This is a genomic window from Chryseobacterium sp. WX, from assembly GCF_029542485.1.
GTDB lineage: Bacteria > Bacteroidota > Bacteroidia > Flavobacteriales > Weeksellaceae > Chryseobacterium > Chryseobacterium cucumeris.
On the sequence record NZ_CP120710.1, the window covers coordinates 108,489 to 125,372 of the forward strand.

At 36.0% G+C, this 16,884-nt stretch carries 15 protein-coding genes; 14 read left to right on the top strand and 1 reads right to left on the bottom strand.

Features of this window, described 5'->3' with window-relative positions; translation table 11 throughout:
* Positions 1–18: 18 nt before the first annotated feature.
* From argB to argH, 3 genes are all read left to right on the top strand, one after another.
* The gene (gene argB, locus PZ898_RS00450; protein WP_062670688.1) at positions 19–813 is read left to right on the top strand and encodes an acetylglutamate kinase; all 795 of its coding nucleotides are present in this window, start codon (positions 19–21) and stop codon (positions 811–813) included.
* Positions 788–1,870 carry a M20 family metallo-hydrolase gene (locus tag PZ898_RS00455; protein ID WP_277694501.1) on the top strand — a complete coding sequence of 361 codons (1,083 nt, stop codon included), beginning with the start codon at positions 788–790 and terminating at the stop codon, positions 1,868–1,870. The genes argB and PZ898_RS00455 overlap by 26 nt, the downstream gene beginning before the upstream one ends.
* A 256-nt stretch (positions 1,871–2,126) precedes the next feature.
* Complete coding sequence (gene argH / locus PZ898_RS00460; RefSeq protein WP_277694502.1) at positions 2,127–3,431, top strand: argininosuccinate lyase; 1,305 nt, start codon at positions 2,127–2,129, stop codon at positions 3,429–3,431.
* 437 nt (positions 3,432–3,868) lie between these two features.
* Here argH and PZ898_RS00465 read toward each other — a convergent pair whose 3' ends face one another.
* Positions 3,869–4,330 (bottom strand): Lrp/AsnC family transcriptional regulator, encoded by a 462-nt coding sequence (locus PZ898_RS00465; RefSeq protein WP_034696246.1) that lies wholly within the window; start codon positions 4,328–4,330, stop codon positions 3,869–3,871.
* A 239-nt stretch (positions 4,331–4,569) separates the two neighbouring features.
* Here PZ898_RS00465 and PZ898_RS00470 point away from each other — a divergent pair, with 239 nt between their 5' ends.
* From PZ898_RS00470 to PZ898_RS00520, 11 genes are all read left to right on the top strand, one after another.
* The gene (locus PZ898_RS00470; RefSeq protein ID WP_062670681.1) at positions 4,570–5,460 is read left to right on the top strand and encodes an aspartate carbamoyltransferase catalytic subunit; all 891 of its coding nucleotides are present in this window, start codon (positions 4,570–4,572) and stop codon (positions 5,458–5,460) included.
* Between the two features lie 114 nt (positions 5,461–5,574).
* On the top strand, positions 5,575–6,648 hold the full coding sequence (locus PZ898_RS00475; protein ID WP_062670679.1) for a carbamoyl phosphate synthase small subunit: 1,074 nt from the start codon (positions 5,575–5,577) through the stop codon (positions 6,646–6,648).
* A gap of 41 nt (positions 6,649–6,689) precedes the next feature.
* Entirely contained in the window at positions 6,690–7,043 is a 354-nt protein-coding gene (locus tag PZ898_RS00480; protein WP_062670677.1) for a four helix bundle protein, read from the top strand.
* Positions 7,044–7,102: 59 nt separating this feature from the next.
* Positions 7,103–10,285, top strand: a complete 3,183-nt coding sequence (gene carB / locus PZ898_RS00485; RefSeq protein WP_120230614.1) for a carbamoyl-phosphate synthase large subunit — start codon at positions 7,103–7,105, stop codon at positions 10,283–10,285.
* Positions 10,286–10,493: 208 nt separating this feature from the next.
* Positions 10,494–11,687, top strand: a complete 1,194-nt coding sequence (locus PZ898_RS00490; protein WP_277694503.1) for a hypothetical protein — start codon at positions 10,494–10,496, stop codon at positions 11,685–11,687.
* 204 nt (positions 11,688–11,891) lie between these two features.
* Positions 11,892–12,335 carry a hypothetical protein gene (locus tag PZ898_RS00495; protein WP_120230616.1) on the top strand — a complete coding sequence of 148 codons (444 nt, stop codon included), beginning with the start codon at positions 11,892–11,894 and terminating at the stop codon, positions 12,333–12,335.
* Between the two features lie 9 nt (positions 12,336–12,344).
* Positions 12,345–12,803: a hypothetical protein gene (locus tag PZ898_RS00500; RefSeq protein WP_120230617.1), complete on the top strand. Its 459-nt coding sequence runs from the start codon at positions 12,345–12,347 to the stop codon at positions 12,801–12,803.
* 129 nt (positions 12,804–12,932) lie between these two features.
* Entirely contained in the window at positions 12,933–13,304 is a 372-nt protein-coding gene (locus PZ898_RS00505; protein ID WP_277694504.1) for a hypothetical protein, read from the top strand.
* Positions 13,305–13,460: 156 nt separating this feature from the next.
* Complete coding sequence (locus PZ898_RS00510) at positions 13,461–13,961, top strand: hypothetical protein (RefSeq protein WP_062670665.1); 501 nt, start codon at positions 13,461–13,463, stop codon at positions 13,959–13,961.
* 53 nt (positions 13,962–14,014) lie between these two features.
* Positions 14,015–14,473: a hypothetical protein gene (locus tag PZ898_RS00515; protein ID WP_277694505.1), complete on the top strand. Its 459-nt coding sequence runs from the start codon at positions 14,015–14,017 to the stop codon at positions 14,471–14,473.
* A 157-nt stretch (positions 14,474–14,630) separates the two neighbouring features.
* Positions 14,631–16,781: a TonB-dependent receptor gene (locus PZ898_RS00520; protein WP_277694506.1), complete on the top strand. Its 2,151-nt coding sequence runs from the start codon at positions 14,631–14,633 to the stop codon at positions 16,779–16,781.
* Positions 16,782–16,884 lie beyond the last annotated feature (103 nt).

The following is a 16,884-nucleotide window of genomic DNA, read 5'->3' on the forward strand; positions in this document are numbered from 1 at the left end:
GATCACAAAACGTTTACAATGAAAGAAAAGTTATACATCATAAAAATTGGCGGAGCTTTAATAGATGATGAGGAATTATTGAGCCAATTCTTAGAACAGTTTTCCGAAATTACTGAAAAGAAAATCCTTGTTCATGGTGGTGGCAAGTTGGCAACAACGCTTGCTGATAAACTGGGTATCGAACAAAAGATGATCAATGGAAGAAGGATTACGGATAAAGAAACACTGGATATTGTAACGATGGTATATGCAGGAGGAATCAATAAAAATATCGTTGAAAAGTTGCAGCAGAAAAGATGCAATGCCATAGGATTCTCAGGAGCAGACGGAAATTTAATTAAAGCTAAGAAAAGAGAACATCCTGAAATCGATTTTGGATTTGTGGGGGATATTACCAAGAAAAGTGTGAACAGAAAGCTGGTTTCAAAACTCATCAAACTGGATCTTGTTCCTGTATTTTCTGCGATTACCCACGACAGAAAAGGAAATCTTTTCAATACCAATGCAGATACCATTGCTTCTGTGATGGCGCAGGCTCTTTCTGAGAAATATGAAGTTGAACTGTTGTATTGTTTTGATAAGGAAGGTGTTTTGGAAGATATAAACGATCCTGAATCTGTGATTAAAAGTGTAACTGAAGAAGATTTTACCACACTAAAAGAAGAAGGAAAACTTCACAAAGGGATTTTGCCCAAACTTGAAAATGCTCTTGGAGCTATAAAAAATAATGTAGACAAAGTGTTTCTGATCAAAGAAACAGAATTGAAAAACCATATAGAAAATCATCATGCAGGAACTGAAATCTGTTTATAATAAAGAAGAGCTATTGAATAATGCGGTCGGATTGCTTAAAAATTTGATTGAGATTCCTTCATTCAGTAAAGATGAGTTTAATACTTCGGTAGAAATTGAAAATTTTTTCAAAAAACACCAGATTCCTACCAAACGTTTTAAAAATAATATCTGGGCGGTAAATAAGCATTTTGATGTCTTTAAACCTTCTATTTTACTGAATACCCATCATGATACGGTAAAGGCAAACAAAGCTTACACGCTGGATCCGTTTGTCCCTATTGAAAAAGATGGAAAATTATTTGGATTGGGAAGTAATGATGCCGGAGCTTCTTTGGTTTCTATGGCACAGGTTTTTTTACATTTTTATAATAAAGAAGATTTAAAATATAATTTAGTTATTGCTTTGACGGCAGAGGAGGAGATTTCAGGATTTGATGGAATAGAGGCTCTGTTTCCGCAGCTACACAACGTAGAACTCGCCATTGTAGGAGAACCCACGCAGATGAATCTGGCGATTGCTGAAAAAGGACTTCTTGTGATTGATGGAGAAATGAAAGGTACTCCTTCTCACGCCGCTCATCCTAATGATGATAACTCAATTGTAAAATGTATGCAGGATCTGCAGAATATTTTAGCCTTTAAATTTCCGAAGGTTTCAGAATATCTGGGCGAAGTTAAAGTGACTTTATCAGGAATCCATGCAGGAGTACAGCATAATGTGGTTCCGGAATCGTGCAATTTTACACTGGATGTGAGGGTAACGGATGAATATTCCAATCAGGAAGCGTTTGATATCATCCAATCTCAGATGAAATCTACATTAACGGCAAGATCGTTCAGGCTGAATTCCTCCAAGATCGAAATGGATCATCCCTTTGTAAAAGCAGGAATTGAAATCGGAAGGACCACCTATGGTTCACCTACTTCCTCAGATCAGGCGATTATTCCATGTACATCAGTGAAAATGGGACCTGGAGACAGTAGGCGCTCTCATACTGCAGATGAATTTATCTATATCCATGAAATAGAAGAAGGAATAGAAATCTACATCAGAATTTTAGAAAAAGTGTTATAAGAATGGAAGATGGGTGTAGGAAGATGGAAGTTATTGCAGTGTGTTATTAGCTTCCAGCCTCCAGCATCAGACTTCCGACTCAATATATGTTTTGACTCCGTCCGGCAGGCATGAAGTTTAGTTTTTAAAAGATTTATGCAAAAAAGAAAATTAGGAATGAAAGCTTCACATAAGGAAATGTTTTTTTATAGTTAATAGTAATAAGGATTGCCTTGCCGGGCTTGTCAAGACCCATCAGTATTTTAAATCAGAGAATATGAAAAAAATATGGCAGAAGGATGACCTTGCTACCAATATACTAGTCAATAACTTTACAGTCGGTAAAGACCTTGACTTTGATGAACGTTTAGCCAAATATGACGTAAAAGGCTCTATGGCCCATTGCAAGATGCTGGCAGAAACCGGAATTATCACTCAGGAAGAGTCAGAACAGATATTATCTGTCTTAAATAGTATCTTAAATCAAATTGAGGATGGGACTTTTGAAATTGATAAAGAAGCTGAGGATATCCATTCTCAGGTAGAAGCAATCTTAATTGAAAAATTAGGAGATACAGGAAAGAAAATCCATACGGCAAGATCAAGAAATGATCAGGTTTTACTGGATATCAAATTGTATTTATTGGATGAAATCCGTGAGATCACAGCCCTTACAGATGAGTTTTTCCAGATTTTAATTCAACTGGCAGATCAGCATAAAAACGTTTTGCTTCCAGGATATACTCACTTGCAGATTGCAATGCCTTCCTCGTTTGGATTATGGTTTGGAGCTTATGCAGAAGCGCTTTTGGATGACGTGGAAATGTTATTTTCAGTAAAGAACATCATTAATAAAAACCCATTAGGATCAGCGGCTGGTTATGGTTCATCTTTCCCGATCAATCGTGAAAGTACCACTTACAATCTAGGCTTCCAGTCGATGAACTATAATTCGGTGTATGCTCAGATGACCCGTGGAAAGTCAGAAAAAATGTTATCAATGGCAATGGCTACTTTAGCTGGAACACTTGGGAAATTTGCTTATGATGTATGTTTGTATCTAAGCCAGAATTTTGATTTTATCAGTTTTCCAAAAGAATTTACTACGGGAAGCAGTATTATGCCGCACAAAAAAAATCCGGATATTTTTGAGCTGGTTCGTGCACGATGCAACAGAATTCAGTCACTTCCAAACGAACTGATCCTTTTAACAAGCAATCTGCCTTCAGGATATCACAGAGATGTACAGTTGACCAAAGAAATTCTTTTCCCGGCTATTGATTCCCTGAAAGAATGTCTGGAGATCCTAAGCTATACTTTACCAAATATTAAGGTAAAAGACGGGATTCTGGAGGACGAAAAATACAAATACCTTTTCAGTGTGGAAAAGATCAATGAAGAGGTGAAAAGCGGAAGCTCTTTCCGTGATGCTTATGTAAAAGTAGGGCAGGAAATTGAAAACAATACGTTTGAATTTGAACCCGGAAATCTTGAACATACCCACCAGGGAAGTATCGGAAATCTTTGCCTGGACAAAATAGAATATCAGTTCAATAAACTGAAAAATAAATTATTGGGTTAGAATCTAAGCCATTAAGGTCGTCAAAAACTTAGGCAAAAATCAGTGGAAATTCTAAAAATATTTTAGCCTGCTGTCTTTTCGTTTGTGGAAACCTTAATCTTTAATAAATCTTAACTGCTTAAGTGATCTTAATGGTTGGATTTTACTCCGCTCTTTGAATTTGATGATTGATCTTTAAACTGACTATGGTTGGAAATTGAGATTAAATCTGCTGTATAAAATTTTATCGGAGATAAAATCCTTGCGCCTTAAAGCATAAAATTAATAAATTTCTTTTGCGTCTTTGCGTTTTCTAAACAAGATAGTAGAAATGAAAATTGTTGGTATACACAAAGGTGCAAGGAATTGTATGATAGATATTACTTTTAAGACGCAAGTAAATCAAAGATTTTCAGCAATTGAAATAGGAATGAATAATGAGTTTAAAATAAGAGGGATTATTCCAGATCAATTTTAAACTTGGTGGATTTTTTCACCTCGTGAAGCACAATAGAACTGTGATATTGTCCGATGTTGGGAAGGTTTGAAATTACGCTCACGGCAAACTCATTATAGGAATTGATATCTTTCGCGATAATTTTCAGCATATAATCATATTCCCCGGAAAGGCTGGTGATTTCCTGAACTTCGTCGTATTTGGAAATGTTGTCCTCAAAGGTCTCCAATACTTTTTTGGATTGCTCCTTAAGACGGACATTGCAATAAACGATGATATTCAGACCCAGTTTTTCACGGTTTAAAAGACCTACGTATTTTTCAATGATGCCCTGCTTCTCCAGTTGTTTGATTCGCTCATACGTAGGAGTAAAGGTAAGACCTATCTTTTCGGAAATTTCTTTAACCGATAATGTAGAATCTTCTTGAATAATACTGAGAATCATTTTGTCTTTTAAATCCATAAATAAAGTTGTGTGCTAACAAAAATATTAATTTTAAATGAGAATAAGGAAAGACTGAAGTTTTTAATTTATTTTAAACATAATTTTTGTAGGTTCATGAAATTGTTGTATCTTTGCACCTAATGAATAAAAAAGCATTTATATCATTAGATTTACCGGGCGAAAGCGCCCTTTACGATATTTATTGTTATTAGCGAAGATTGTTGTCTTCGCTTTTTTTATGCCCAAAAATTAGAATTATGTTTACGATTACAGAACTAAGCACCGAGAGAATCAACAGTATACTGACAGAAGCACTGGCTTTTGCAAATGGTAAAACTGCTAAAATTGAAGGAGAAGTTTTTTGCTCAAACCTTTTCTTCGAAGACAGTACAAGGACGAAGACAAGCTTCGATCTTGCGGAAAGAAAACTAGGACTTCAGGTAGTTCCTTTTGATGCATCACACAGTTCGGTAAACAAAGGTGAGAGTCTTTATGACACTGTAAAGACCATTGAAAGTATAGGAGTGAACCTTGTAGTGATCCGTGATAAGAAAGACAGATACTTCGAGGAATTGAAAAATATTAAGATTCCGGTAATCAACGGAGGAGATGGTACAGGAAACCACCCTTCACAGTGTATGCTGGATCTGATGACCATCTATCAGGAATTCGGAAAGTTTGAAGGATTGAAGGTGGGAATTGTAGGAGATGTAAAACACAGCCGTGTTGCCAATTCAAATGCAGAAGCATTAAGAAGACTGGGAGCAAAAGTATACTTCTCAGGACCGGAACAATGGTTTGATGAAGGAGCCTTGATCAACGGAACGTATATGTCAGTGGATGAGCTGATCGCTGAAGTGGATGTTCTGATGTTATTAAGAATCCAGCATGAAAGACACGATGCAGCAATGAGCTTCACTGCTTCAGAGTACCATAAAAGATATGGTCTGACCAAAGAAAGAGAACAGGCCATGAAAAAAGAAGCAATCGTCATGCATCCGGCTCCGATCAACAGAGGTGTCGAGATAGATTCAGATCTTGTAGAATGTGAAAGATCAAGAGTCTTTAAACAAATGGAAAATGGTGTTTTCGCCAGAATGGCCATTTTGAAAGAAGCGTTGGAAAGTAAGGGGTATACTTTTAAATAAGAAGCAAGGTAAAAGAGCCAGGGTAAAAGTAAAAAGTAAAAAGTAAAAAGGTAAAGAGCCGCGTAGGGGCGACCTGTTAATGACATATAAAATAATAAGAGATAAAAGTTTAAAATGAAGAAAAAATTAATACTGGAGTCCGGTGAAGTGTTTCATGGAGAAGGTTTCGGAGCAGAATTGGAAACTGCAGGGGAAGTAGTTTTCAATACCGGAATGACAGGGTATCAGGAATTGATCTCTGACCCATCATACTGTGGTCAGATAGTTTGTATGACCTATCCGCTTATCGGAAATTATGGTATTAACCGTGATGATTATGAAAGTATCGAGCCGGCAATTAAAGGGCTTATCGTAAAAGAACTGTGCGATCTTCCTTCCAATTTCCGTACTCAGATTACTTTAGATGAATTATTTAAAAAGAAAAACCTTTCAGGAATTTCAGGTATCGACACCAGAAGACTGACAAGAGTTCTTCGTAACCATGGAGTAGTAAAAGGAAAAATTGTAAACGATGATGCTGACGAAGCTGCTGTAGCTTCTGAGTTGAAATCAACAACTTTCCCAACCAATCAGGTAGAGGAGGTTTCTACAAAAACACCTTACGCTAACCCGAACAGAGGTTTCAAAGTGGTCTTAGTAGATTTCGGTGCAAAACTGGGAATTATCAGAGAATTGTCTCAAAGAAACTGTGACATCATCGTGGTTTCTCAAGACACGACTGCAGAAGAAATTCTATTGATGAATCCGGACGGTATCATGCTATCAAACGGTCCTGGTGACCCGGAAGATGTACCACACGCCTTGGATATGATCAGAGGATTATTAGGAAAAGTTCCAATCTTCGGAATCTGTTTAGGACATCAGTTAATTGGTCTTGCTTGTGGAGCGAAAACTTTCAAGCTGAAATTCGGACACAGAGGAGGAAACCACCCGGTATTGGATCTGGAGAAAAATACAGTAGCCATTACTTCTCAAAACCATGGGTATGCTGTTGATCAGGAAAGTTTAAAAGGAACAGACCTTATCGAAACACACATTGCCTTAAATGACAGAACAAACGAAGGATTAAAACACAAAATCCACCCTTGTTTCTCCGTTCAGTATCACCCTGAAGCAAGCCCGGGTCCTGAAGATGCAAATTACCTGTTTGATGAGTTCATTCAAATGATGGAGGACTTTAAGAAATAAGAGTGACTTCAGATATTAGACATCAGATAGCAGACTTTATCATGCATAATTTTGAAAAATTAGTCTTTTGGCAGAAATCTATTGAACTTGCAAAACAGGTTTATATCATTTGTGCGGAGTTACCTAAAGATGAAAAGTTTGGTTTGATCTCTCAAATTAAAAGATCTGTAATCTCTATTCCTTCAAATATAGCTGAAGGTGCAGGAAGAAATAATGATAGAGAATTTTATCATTTTCTTGGAATAGCAAATGCATCCTCCTTTGAGTTACAGACCCAGTTAATTTTAACTAGAGAATTAAATTTACTTGAAGCAGAAAAAGTTAATGGTTTAATATCAAATCTAAATGAAATTCAAAGAATGATTTATACATTCAAATCTAATTTAAAAAAGTAAAACAACCTGTTGGAAGTCTGAAATCTGACATCTAACATCTTGTATCTAAAAAAAGAAAAATGGCAAAACGTACAGATATAAAAACAATTTTAGTAATCGGTTCAGGACCTATCATCATTGGTCAGGCAGCTGAATTTGATTACGCAGGAACGCAGGCTTGTCTGTCTTTGAAAGAAGAAGGCTACAAAGTAATTTTGATCAACTCAAACCCTGCAACGATCATGACGGATGTGGAAATCGCTGATAAAGTATATATTGAGCCGATTTCATTACAGTTTGTAAGCCACATCATCAGAAAAGAACGCCCGGATGCTTTATTACCAACCCTTGGAGGCCAGACAGGTCTTAACATGGCGGTAGAACTGGAGAAATCAGGAATTCTTGAAGAGTGCAAAGTGGAAGTATTGGGAACAAAACTTTCTGCCATCAACAGAGCAGAAGACAGAGATCTTTTCCGTGAGCTGATGAGAGAACTGAACGAGCCGGTACCGGAATCTGATATCGTAAATACGGTTGAAGGAGCTCTTGCTTTTGCAGATGAAATCGGATATCCTGTAATTGTTCGTCCTGCCTTTACAATGGGAGGAACCGGAGGTGGTATCGCTTCCACAGAAGCTGAATTGAAAGAAATCGCTGAATTGGGACTAAAACACAGCCCGGTTACACAGTGTCTTATTGAAAAATCAATCGCAGGTTTCAAAGAAATTGAATACGAAGTAATGCGTGATGCAAACGACAACGCCATTGTAGTTTGTAACATGGAAAATATAGACCCGGTAGGTGTTCACACAGGAGACTCTATCGTAGTTGCGCCTTCTCAGACGCTTTCAGACAGAGAATATCAGCTGCTGAGAAATGCTTCACTGAAAATCATCAGAGCATTAGGAATTGAAGGAGGATGTAATGTACAGTTAGCTTTAGATCCGCATTCATTCGATTACTATATCATCGAAGTAAACCCTAGAGTTTCCCGTTCATCAGCATTAGCAAGTAAAGCAACAGGTTATCCGATTGCAAAGATTGCTGCAAAGATCGCTGTAGGATTGACTCTGGACGAAATCATGAACCCGGTAACAGGAAAAACATACGCATGTTTCGAGCCGGCTCTTGACTATGTGGTAACAAAATTCCCAAGATTCCCATTCGATAAATTCGAAACGGCAGACAGAAGACTTTCCACTCAAATGAAAGCTACCGGAGAAGTAATGGCAATCGGAAGAAACCTTGAAGAATCATTACAGAAAGCGATTCGTTCACTGGAAACGGGAATCAAACATTTAGGTTTAAAAACCAAGCAGGCTCAGGCACTTACTGCTGAAGAAATCGAAAGAAGAATCAGAGTATGTGATGACGAAAGATTATTCATCATCGGGGATGCTTTAAGAAGAGGATACGACTGGGAACAGATTGTAGAATGGAGTAAAATCGATAAATTCTTCATCTGGAAACTGAAAAAATTAGTTGACTTCGAAAAAGTAATCGCTGAAAACAAATTCGATAAAGAAACCCTGATTGAAGCGAAGAGATTAGGCTTTGCAGACATCAATATCGCAGTTCTTTGGGATGTAAAAGAGCGTGAGGTTTTCAACTTCAGAAAAGAAAACGGAATCATGCCGGTGTACAAAATGGTAGACACCTGCGCCGCTGAATTTGAAAGTGAAACGCCTTACTTCTACGGAACTTACGAAGAGGAGAATGAAAGCGTTGTTTCAGATAAAGAAAAAATCATCGTACTAGGTTCCGGGCCTATCAGAATCGGACAGGGAGTAGAATTTGACTATGCAACGGTTCACTCCGTATGGGCAATCAAAGAAATGGGTTACGAAGCGATTATCATCAACAACAACCCTGAGACAGTTTCTACAGACTTCTCAATTTCAGATAAACTTTACTTCGAGCCGCTTACAGAAGAAGATGTAATGAACATCATCGAGCTTGAAAAGCCAAAAGGAGTAGTGGTACAGTTCGGAGGGCAGACAGCGATTAACCTTGCCGATAAACTAGCCGCTCACGGAGTACAGATCTTAGGAACTTCACTGGAAGATCTTGACAGAGCTGAAAACAGAGATAAGTTTGAAAAAGCACTTCAGGAGCTTGGAATTCCTCAGCCAAAAGGAAGAACTTCAACTTCGAAAGAAGAAGCTATAAAAATTGCCAACGAAATCGGATATCCGGTATTGGTACGTCCAAGCTACGTTCTTGGAGGTAGAGCAATGGAAATTGTATACGCAGAAGCAGAACTGGCTCACTACATGGAAAATGCAGTAGAAGCAAGCCCTGAGCACCCTGTATTGGTAGACAAATACATGGTAGGAAAGGAAATTGAAGTAGATGCAATCTGTGACGGTGAAACAGTAGTGATTCCAGGAATTATGGAGCATATCGAAAGAGCAGGAGTTCACTCTGGAGACTCAATCGCAGTGTATCCGCCACAAAATATATCTCAGAGCGAGATTGATACTTTGGTAGACTACACACAGAGACTGGCAAAAGGATTAAACGTTATCGGATTAATGAATATCCAGTACGTTCTTTTCGAAGGAAATGTATATGTAATCGAAGTAAACCCTCGTTCTTCAAGAACAGTTCCTTTCTTATCTAAAATCACAGAAGTTCCAATGGCGAATCTTGCTACAAAGGCAATTTTGGGACAAAAACTGAAAGATTTAGGCTACGAAAACGGATTAGTTCCAAACAAAGAAGGAGTATTTGTAAAAGTGCCGGTATTCTCTTTCTCAAAACTAACGAAAGTTGATATCTCTTTAGGCCCTGAAATGAAGTCTACAGGAGAAGTTATGGGGAAAGATACAACCCTTGAAAAAGCACTTTACAAAGGATTGGTAGCAGCGGGAAGAAAAGTTCCTATGCACGGATCTATTCTGTTCACAGTAGCTGATAAGCATAAAGATGAAGCAGCAGCTCTTGCAGCAAGATTCCATGAAGTTGGATTCAGAATCTGGGCTACGGAAGGTACTGCGAAGTTCTTCGAAGAAAAAGGAATCCCTTGCAAAATCGGATACAAAATCGGAGAAGAAAGTGTAAATCTTATCGACCTGATCCAGAAAGGAAAAGTTCAGTATGTTGTAAATACCACTACAAAAGGTAAGCAGGCAGAAAGAGACGGATTCCAGATCAGAAGAATGAGTGTGGAAAACGGTGTTCCTTGTTTAACTTCAATGGATACGGTAGAAGCAATTCTAAAAGTAATCGAAAGCATGAGCTTCAAAATGGAGACAATGTAATTTCGAAAAATAAATATTCTAAACCTCATAGATTTTAAAAACCTATGAGGTTTTTTTATGCTCAAACCTACTAAAATAATACCACAAAAGGGTAATTGACATACGATTTCATACAGAGTACTTTTGGTATGTTATAATAAATGAAAGTTTGATAATACAACTCTCATTATATGCAAAACTCATTATCTAACCTCAAAAAACTATACAAATGGAACCTAATCAATGTACAAAGCTTCTGGAGGGTGGAATTTATACCACTTTGAATGTCGTAAAAACTGGAGATTTTCTTTACGACCTGAAGAAATATTATGAATCCGAAAAATTCAAAGACGATTTTAAAACTCAAAAATTTTCATTTGGTTTTGAAGCAATTGATCCTACATCAATGGTTAAAAATGTTTTAAATTTAGGTGCTTCTGATGATGAAATTCATAATTTTCAGGAGAAAATCAAATCTTTGGACACCATTATGGTCTCACAATCATTTTTTGATTCTTTTAGTTTGCATACACCCAACAAAGACATCATTGAAGGATATGTGAAATGTTTAGAAGTTCAAAATAATAAAAAAGGATTATTAACAGTAGTACAGGAAGGAGATGAAGGGATAACCATCTATATTTTTTACAACAAAATATCAAGCACGGATCCAAGCCCTATTGTCGAAGATTATAAAATAACCAATGGGATAGAAATAAGCAAAAGCTTTAATAAAGGGGGTATTCTGGATGATGATAATTCAATTACTTTTAAAAGAAACGATCCGTCAAAAGATATTTTCTTTTTCCTGGACACAGATAAAGGTCCTGTAAACTGCTTATTAAATGGACTTCCCAGTGGTTTTAATAAAGATTTTCCTGTAGGAACAATACTTTGTTCATACTTAAGTTGGGAAGAATTTCAGGAGGTAACTAAAAATAATCTGGCAAATCCTGATAAGAACTGGAATAGCAAATACTCAAAATGGGCACCTTGTGACGGAAGAAAAGTAGACACAACCTGCGGGCTTGCCCGTGCCACACAAAATCTTACAAATGTTCCCGATTTGAGAGGTATTTTCCTTCGTGGAAATAATGCTTTCGACTCCAATGAATTAGGCTACGGTATCCCAACGGTTTCTGAAAATCAAAAAGATCCAGAGGGTAACAGATTACGGGGAAGTATCCAGGGAGATGAAATCAAAGAGCACGATCATCAGATTGTTCAGCAGAGTTTTGGAGGAGTAACTTCAACGCCAAGGGCAGTTTCTGCAAATACATCAGGTGCTGATGGTGACCTTGATGGTTCACAGGTAGTTAGCGGTTATGATAAATCAACGGTCCCTTTAGTTATTGCTGCTGCCGGGGGAAAAGAAACCCGTCCCAAAAATATGGCTGTCAATTATTATATAAGAATAAATTAATAACAAAAGCGATCAAAATTGTTACTGTAGTACAGTCTATCCTGTTTTTTTAAATGATAGAACATGGATTTAAAAAATACTATTGTTTGGAAAAAATGAATCTTAATTCCCGTATGTTTTTCTTACGGGATTTTTTATCGGAAAAACTAATAAATTAAATTTATCTGACTATTTTTACAAAAAAATCATCTAAATTCCAGTACAATGAGTATAAAATCAATTACGATAGGATTTCTATGTTGTATTTTCGTAACAGTGCTTTCAGGATGTTCCTGGATAACTGATTTCTATATTCAAAACCTGACCGGATCTAAAAAAATAATTAAGATCAATTACAGTTATCCCATCTCAAAAGCAATTGATAATGAGGCTGAGAGCTTTGCATTTAATTATGAAAATAGAATATTGTCTCCTCGATCTTTTTATAAAATCAAAAATCCAAAGTCTCTTGAAAAAATAGAAATAAAAGATTCTTCCATTGTCCTTGAACTTTATCCAAATTCAACAACAAAAATTTACACAAGCCATAATGGAAGCTGGAGATATAGGATTAAAAGTGTTGAGATTAATGGAACCATTTTTTATCCTTCAGAATTAATAAATAAAAGCAGATATATCAGTAAAGGTTATGTTTATAAAATTAATTAAAAGTTTACTATGAATTTTTATTTGAAAATAAAACGGACTTTTCTAAAAAGCGTAATAGCGTTTATACTTATTATTGGTTTTCAGGCCAAAGCTCAAAAATCCCAGTTTAATATTGTTGGAAACTGGGAATCCATTGATTACTGGAAGAGTAAAGGCAAAGCAGGCTTTACTAAAGATGGATATGTATCTATTACAATTAACGGGGAAGAAATTGACGGTAAGAATTTTATCATTCACGGAGGTCCTAATAATGGGCAAAAGGGTGAACTCAAATATAAAATTGATATGGAAAAGACACCAATTCATATTGATTTTATTGCACTAAAAGATAATCAGGAAAAAGGAAGACTGCTAGGAATTATTGTTCCTATTAACGATTCAAAATTCCTTATGCTGATCAACATGAATGGGAAGCGGCCTGAAAGTATAGATCATGATGAAACAATGACACTTACAAAGATTGAATGAAATTGATCTGAAAAACAGTTTAAACCTCATACATTTCAGCAATTTATGAGGTTTTTCTATATAAATTCTATAATTTAGGTTAGTCAATATTTCGATTAAAAAGAATATTGTGGTATTATCAATTATTCTATGAAAAAAACACTTCTTACACTCACTTTTGTATTAGGAGTTATATGTATTCTCAATATCAATTTTCCATTAAAAAAGCAGGATATCTATGGAAAATATATTAACATGAATTTTGATAAGCCAATTTGCTGTGTGGAAGCTCCTCACACTGCAGATACTTTAGTTTTATATGAAGACAATACATTTAGAAGTAAATTTTATGGAAGGGGTACATATAAATTATATAATGGATTAAATCCTGAAATAGAACTTCATTATACAGATTTTGGTCAGCCAACTGCTTACAAAACCTATTTTTTAAATGGGATTTTTGAAAAGCCTAAAATTAGTCTAAATGCAGATTCAAACCATTATTATGAAAAACTTGATTGAAAAAATATAATTCTCAACTCTTTCTCAATCATTTTTATCACACCCGCTTAAAAATGCATTTATGTTTACCGAATTATTTATAAATTAGAGCGTTAAAATTCAAGCTGTTATTATTATTTAAAAACTAATACAATTCCACCAAATCAAAATATAACCATGGCAGAATATTACGCAAAATCAAGCAATTCTTTATCTTTTGAAGTTACAAGAGAAGAAAGATTAATTGGAAAACTTATCTATACAAGCTGGTTTAAATTTAATGCTGTTATTGAAATTGCTCATGGGCAGACCTATCAGGTGGAGCCAAAGGGTTTTTGGGGAACTACAATTGAACTGAAAGATCACGAAAGAGTGCTTCTGAAATTCAGAATGAACTGGAACGGGGAAATTGTGGTGCAGACCTATTTTGATGGGATTAAAAATGGCTATCTTTTTAAACACAGAGGTATTTTTAAAGAATCATTTGTCCTTACAGATCAGGACGGCGTCGAGCTGATGATCATAAAACCCCATCTGAAATGGACTTCTATGAATTACGAATACCAGATCACCACCTCTGATGCCTATGAAACCCTTCCGGAAAAAGAAATCGTTTTAATTAATGCACTGCATTGCGCCAATTACTATATGTCGATGATGGCCGCTGCTGTTATATAAGACAGGTAAAGTAAAACTTTAGCAATATAGTTACCTTTATTTTTATTAGCCTTATGGTAAAAAAGAATTGTGTCCTGAGTGTTTTTGGACTGCTATTACTATTTCAATGTAATCCTAGCAAAAATTACAAAAAAGAATTTGAAAAATTTGTTTTTGATGCTGATCAGGTTTTATCCAATGGTGATATTTTACATCCTGCTTGTGCCTATCTTAAAGATGGAAAATTAAAAGGTCTTGAGTTTAATAATCATCCAGAATGTGGAGATTATATCCAAAGATATTTTTTTTCTGAAAATGAAAAAATAAAGAAGATTGTTATTGAGAAAAATTATTATAATGAAAGCTGTGGTAAAACTTTTGACTCATTATTCATTATATATCCCGTATTGGGTAAAACAATTGTGTATGCGGATAATACAAACGCAAAAGAAATGGAAGATAATGTTTTACGGGAGGAAAAAATTAATATTGATCGCTATATGAAAATGATTAAAAATTGGAAAAATAAATAAAAAAACTTATCTATTGATTGAATAAAGGGTTTTCGGAATTTTCGAAAACCCTTTATTTATAGGCTATTCTATGGTAGAAGTTTTATGATTTGTATCATGTTTTTATTTAGAATTAATAAAAATAAAATAATTTTGCAGAACTAACTTAATTATAAACATGAAAAAAACTATTATTTCTGTAGCTCTATTAGCCGTAACGATGCTGAGTGCCCAGGAAACAGATACCATTAAAGTGGCTGAAATTCAATCCGTATCGCTCCAGGGAACTCACAATTACAGAACAAAAAAATCTGAATCTATCGCAAGGCTTCCTCTGGAAAATCTTGAAAACCCTACTGTTTATAATCTTGTTCCCAAAGAAATCATCAGTGAAATGGGAGCCATGGATTTCAACACAGCGATGGCTTCTGCTCCAGGAGTGGTCGTAAGCAATAGTGTAAACGACAGTGGAAATGATATTTTTATGAGAGGTTTCAGTTCCAATGCCAGTTTCAGAAACGGACTGACTCAAAATCCAAGAGTACAATCTGAGATCGCTAATATCGAGAGAGTAGAAGTAATAAAAGGTCCATCCGGAACCTTATTCGGTGGAACATTAGCCAATTATGGCGGTGTGGTGAATATCGTTACGAAAAAACCACAGGAAAACTTCGGGGGAATTATCAATTATACCACCGGAAGCTGGGGAATGAACAGGATTACAGCCGATGTAAATACCCCTTTAAATAAAGAAAAAACTGCATTGGCAAGATTCAATGTCGCAGCCTATTCTCAGGATTCTTTCCAGGATGCAGGCTACAACAAAGGATTATTTTTCTCCGGAAGTGTTTTGTACAAAGTAAGCGACAAAACCACAGTGACACTTGATACCGAGTTCCATGCTCCGGATAAAACATTGAATGCTTATGTAAGAAACTCAGAAAAGCTGACCTTACACTCCATGAAAGACCTGGAAGTAGCCTACAAAAGAGCGTTTACTAGTAATGATATCGGCTCGAAAAGAACCAACTTTGTAACGATGGCTGAGGTTACCCATAAATTCAATGACCAGTGGACGTCAAGGACATCTTACCAAAGAGGAGAAGCCAATGAAAACGAATCTATCTTTTTAGTACTCAGATATCTGAATAATAATCAGGTAGAAAGAATGATCCGTCCTTTTGACAGCTTTAAAGTGACCACAGACAATATCCAGCAGAATTTTACAGGAGATTTTAAAATAGCAGGGTTAAGAAACCGTCTGGTAGTAGGAATAGATTACTTCCAGCAAACAACAAAATATCAGTTCCCTTACTATGAGGCCAACGGATACAGTAATGTTTTCATGCCTTATGATAAAGTGAATCTTGATAGCTCTTCCGCATGGGATCCTATCTCAAGAAACAAATTCATGAATAAGGAAAGAAAATCCACAGAATCGGATATTACAAGATTCAGAACCATCAGCGGTTATATTTCGAATGTTTTAAATATCACAGATAATTTGCTGGTAATGGCCAGTTTGAGAGTAGACAGCTATAAAAATGATGATATGGTGGTAAATGGTGTAGAGATCTCTACCAAAAACGGATATCCTGAAAATAAAGTTTCCGGTTACAGCCAGACCCAGTTTTCACCAAAGTTCGGATTGGTGTATGAAATTGTAAAAGATCAGATTTCATTCTTTGCCAATTATGTGAATGGATTTAAAAACTATGCTCCATCACTGAATGAAGTGGGTATCCTGACAAAGTGGGATCCTGAACAGGGAAATCAGATTGAAACAGGTTTTAAAGTGGATCTGTTCCATAAAAAACTACTGACGACCGTGAGTTACTATAATATTAATGTTAAAAACAGACTGGTTGCAGATCCAGGCGGAATAGGAAGTATTCAGGATGGGAATATCAAAAGTCAGGGACTGGAAATAGGCATCATTGCCAACCCTTTCAAAGGATGGAATATCGTTGCCGGATATGGTTATAACGATAACAAATATGATGACCGGAGCAAAGACAGCGGAAAAAGAATTGCCTGGACTCCAAAACATGTTGCCAATCTATGGACAAGCTACAAAATTATGGATGGTGCATATGAAGGACTTGGTTTCGGAGCCGGATTTAATTTTGTAGACCAGACCTATATCAACATCACCAATCATTTTCTTGCTCCTTCTTATACTACGGTAGGTGCTACAGTTTTTTATGACAGGAAAAAATACAGAATCGGTCTGAAAATGAATAATGCGCTGAATGAAAAATACTGGAACTTCTACGGACAGCCACAGAAGCCAAGAGAAATTCTTGCCAATTTTGCATTCAAATTTTAAATCTAAAAAAACAAAAATAATCTCAACGAAAATATAAGGAGGAAAACCGCAAAGGTGCAAAGCTTTGATTTATAATATATCTATTTCTGAAGCCTTGAAATAT

Coding starts and splice junctions, on each gene's coding strand:
- argB (WP_062670688.1), top strand. CDS start 19: ATGAAAGAAAAGTTATACATCATAAAAATTGGCGGAGCTTTAATAGAT.
- PZ898_RS00455 (WP_277694501.1), top strand. CDS start 788: ATGCAGGAACTGAAATCTGTTTATAATAAAGAAGAGCTATTGAATAAT.
- argH (WP_277694502.1), top strand. CDS start 2,127: ATGAAAAAAATATGGCAGAAGGATGACCTTGCTACCAATATACTAGTC.
- PZ898_RS00465 (WP_034696246.1), bottom strand. CDS start 4,330: ATGGATTTAAAAGACAAAATGATTCTCAGTATTATTCAAGAAGATTCT.
- PZ898_RS00470 (WP_062670681.1), top strand. CDS start 4,570: ATGTTTACGATTACAGAACTAAGCACCGAGAGAATCAACAGTATACTG.
- PZ898_RS00475 (WP_062670679.1), top strand. CDS start 5,575: ATGAAGAAAAAATTAATACTGGAGTCCGGTGAAGTGTTTCATGGAGAA.
- PZ898_RS00480 (WP_062670677.1), top strand. CDS start 6,690: ATGCATAATTTTGAAAAATTAGTCTTTTGGCAGAAATCTATTGAACTT.
- carB (WP_120230614.1), top strand. CDS start 7,103: ATGGCAAAACGTACAGATATAAAAACAATTTTAGTAATCGGTTCAGGA.
- PZ898_RS00490 (WP_277694503.1), top strand. CDS start 10,494: ATGGAACCTAATCAATGTACAAAGCTTCTGGAGGGTGGAATTTATACC.
- PZ898_RS00495 (WP_120230616.1), top strand. CDS start 11,892: ATGAGTATAAAATCAATTACGATAGGATTTCTATGTTGTATTTTCGTA.
- PZ898_RS00500 (WP_120230617.1), top strand. CDS start 12,345: ATGAATTTTTATTTGAAAATAAAACGGACTTTTCTAAAAAGCGTAATA.
- PZ898_RS00505 (WP_277694504.1), top strand. CDS start 12,933: ATGAAAAAAACACTTCTTACACTCACTTTTGTATTAGGAGTTATATGT.
- PZ898_RS00510 (WP_062670665.1), top strand. CDS start 13,461: ATGGCAGAATATTACGCAAAATCAAGCAATTCTTTATCTTTTGAAGTT.
- PZ898_RS00515 (WP_277694505.1), top strand. CDS start 14,015: ATGGTAAAAAAGAATTGTGTCCTGAGTGTTTTTGGACTGCTATTACTA.
- PZ898_RS00520 (WP_277694506.1), top strand. CDS start 14,631: ATGAAAAAAACTATTATTTCTGTAGCTCTATTAGCCGTAACGATGCTG.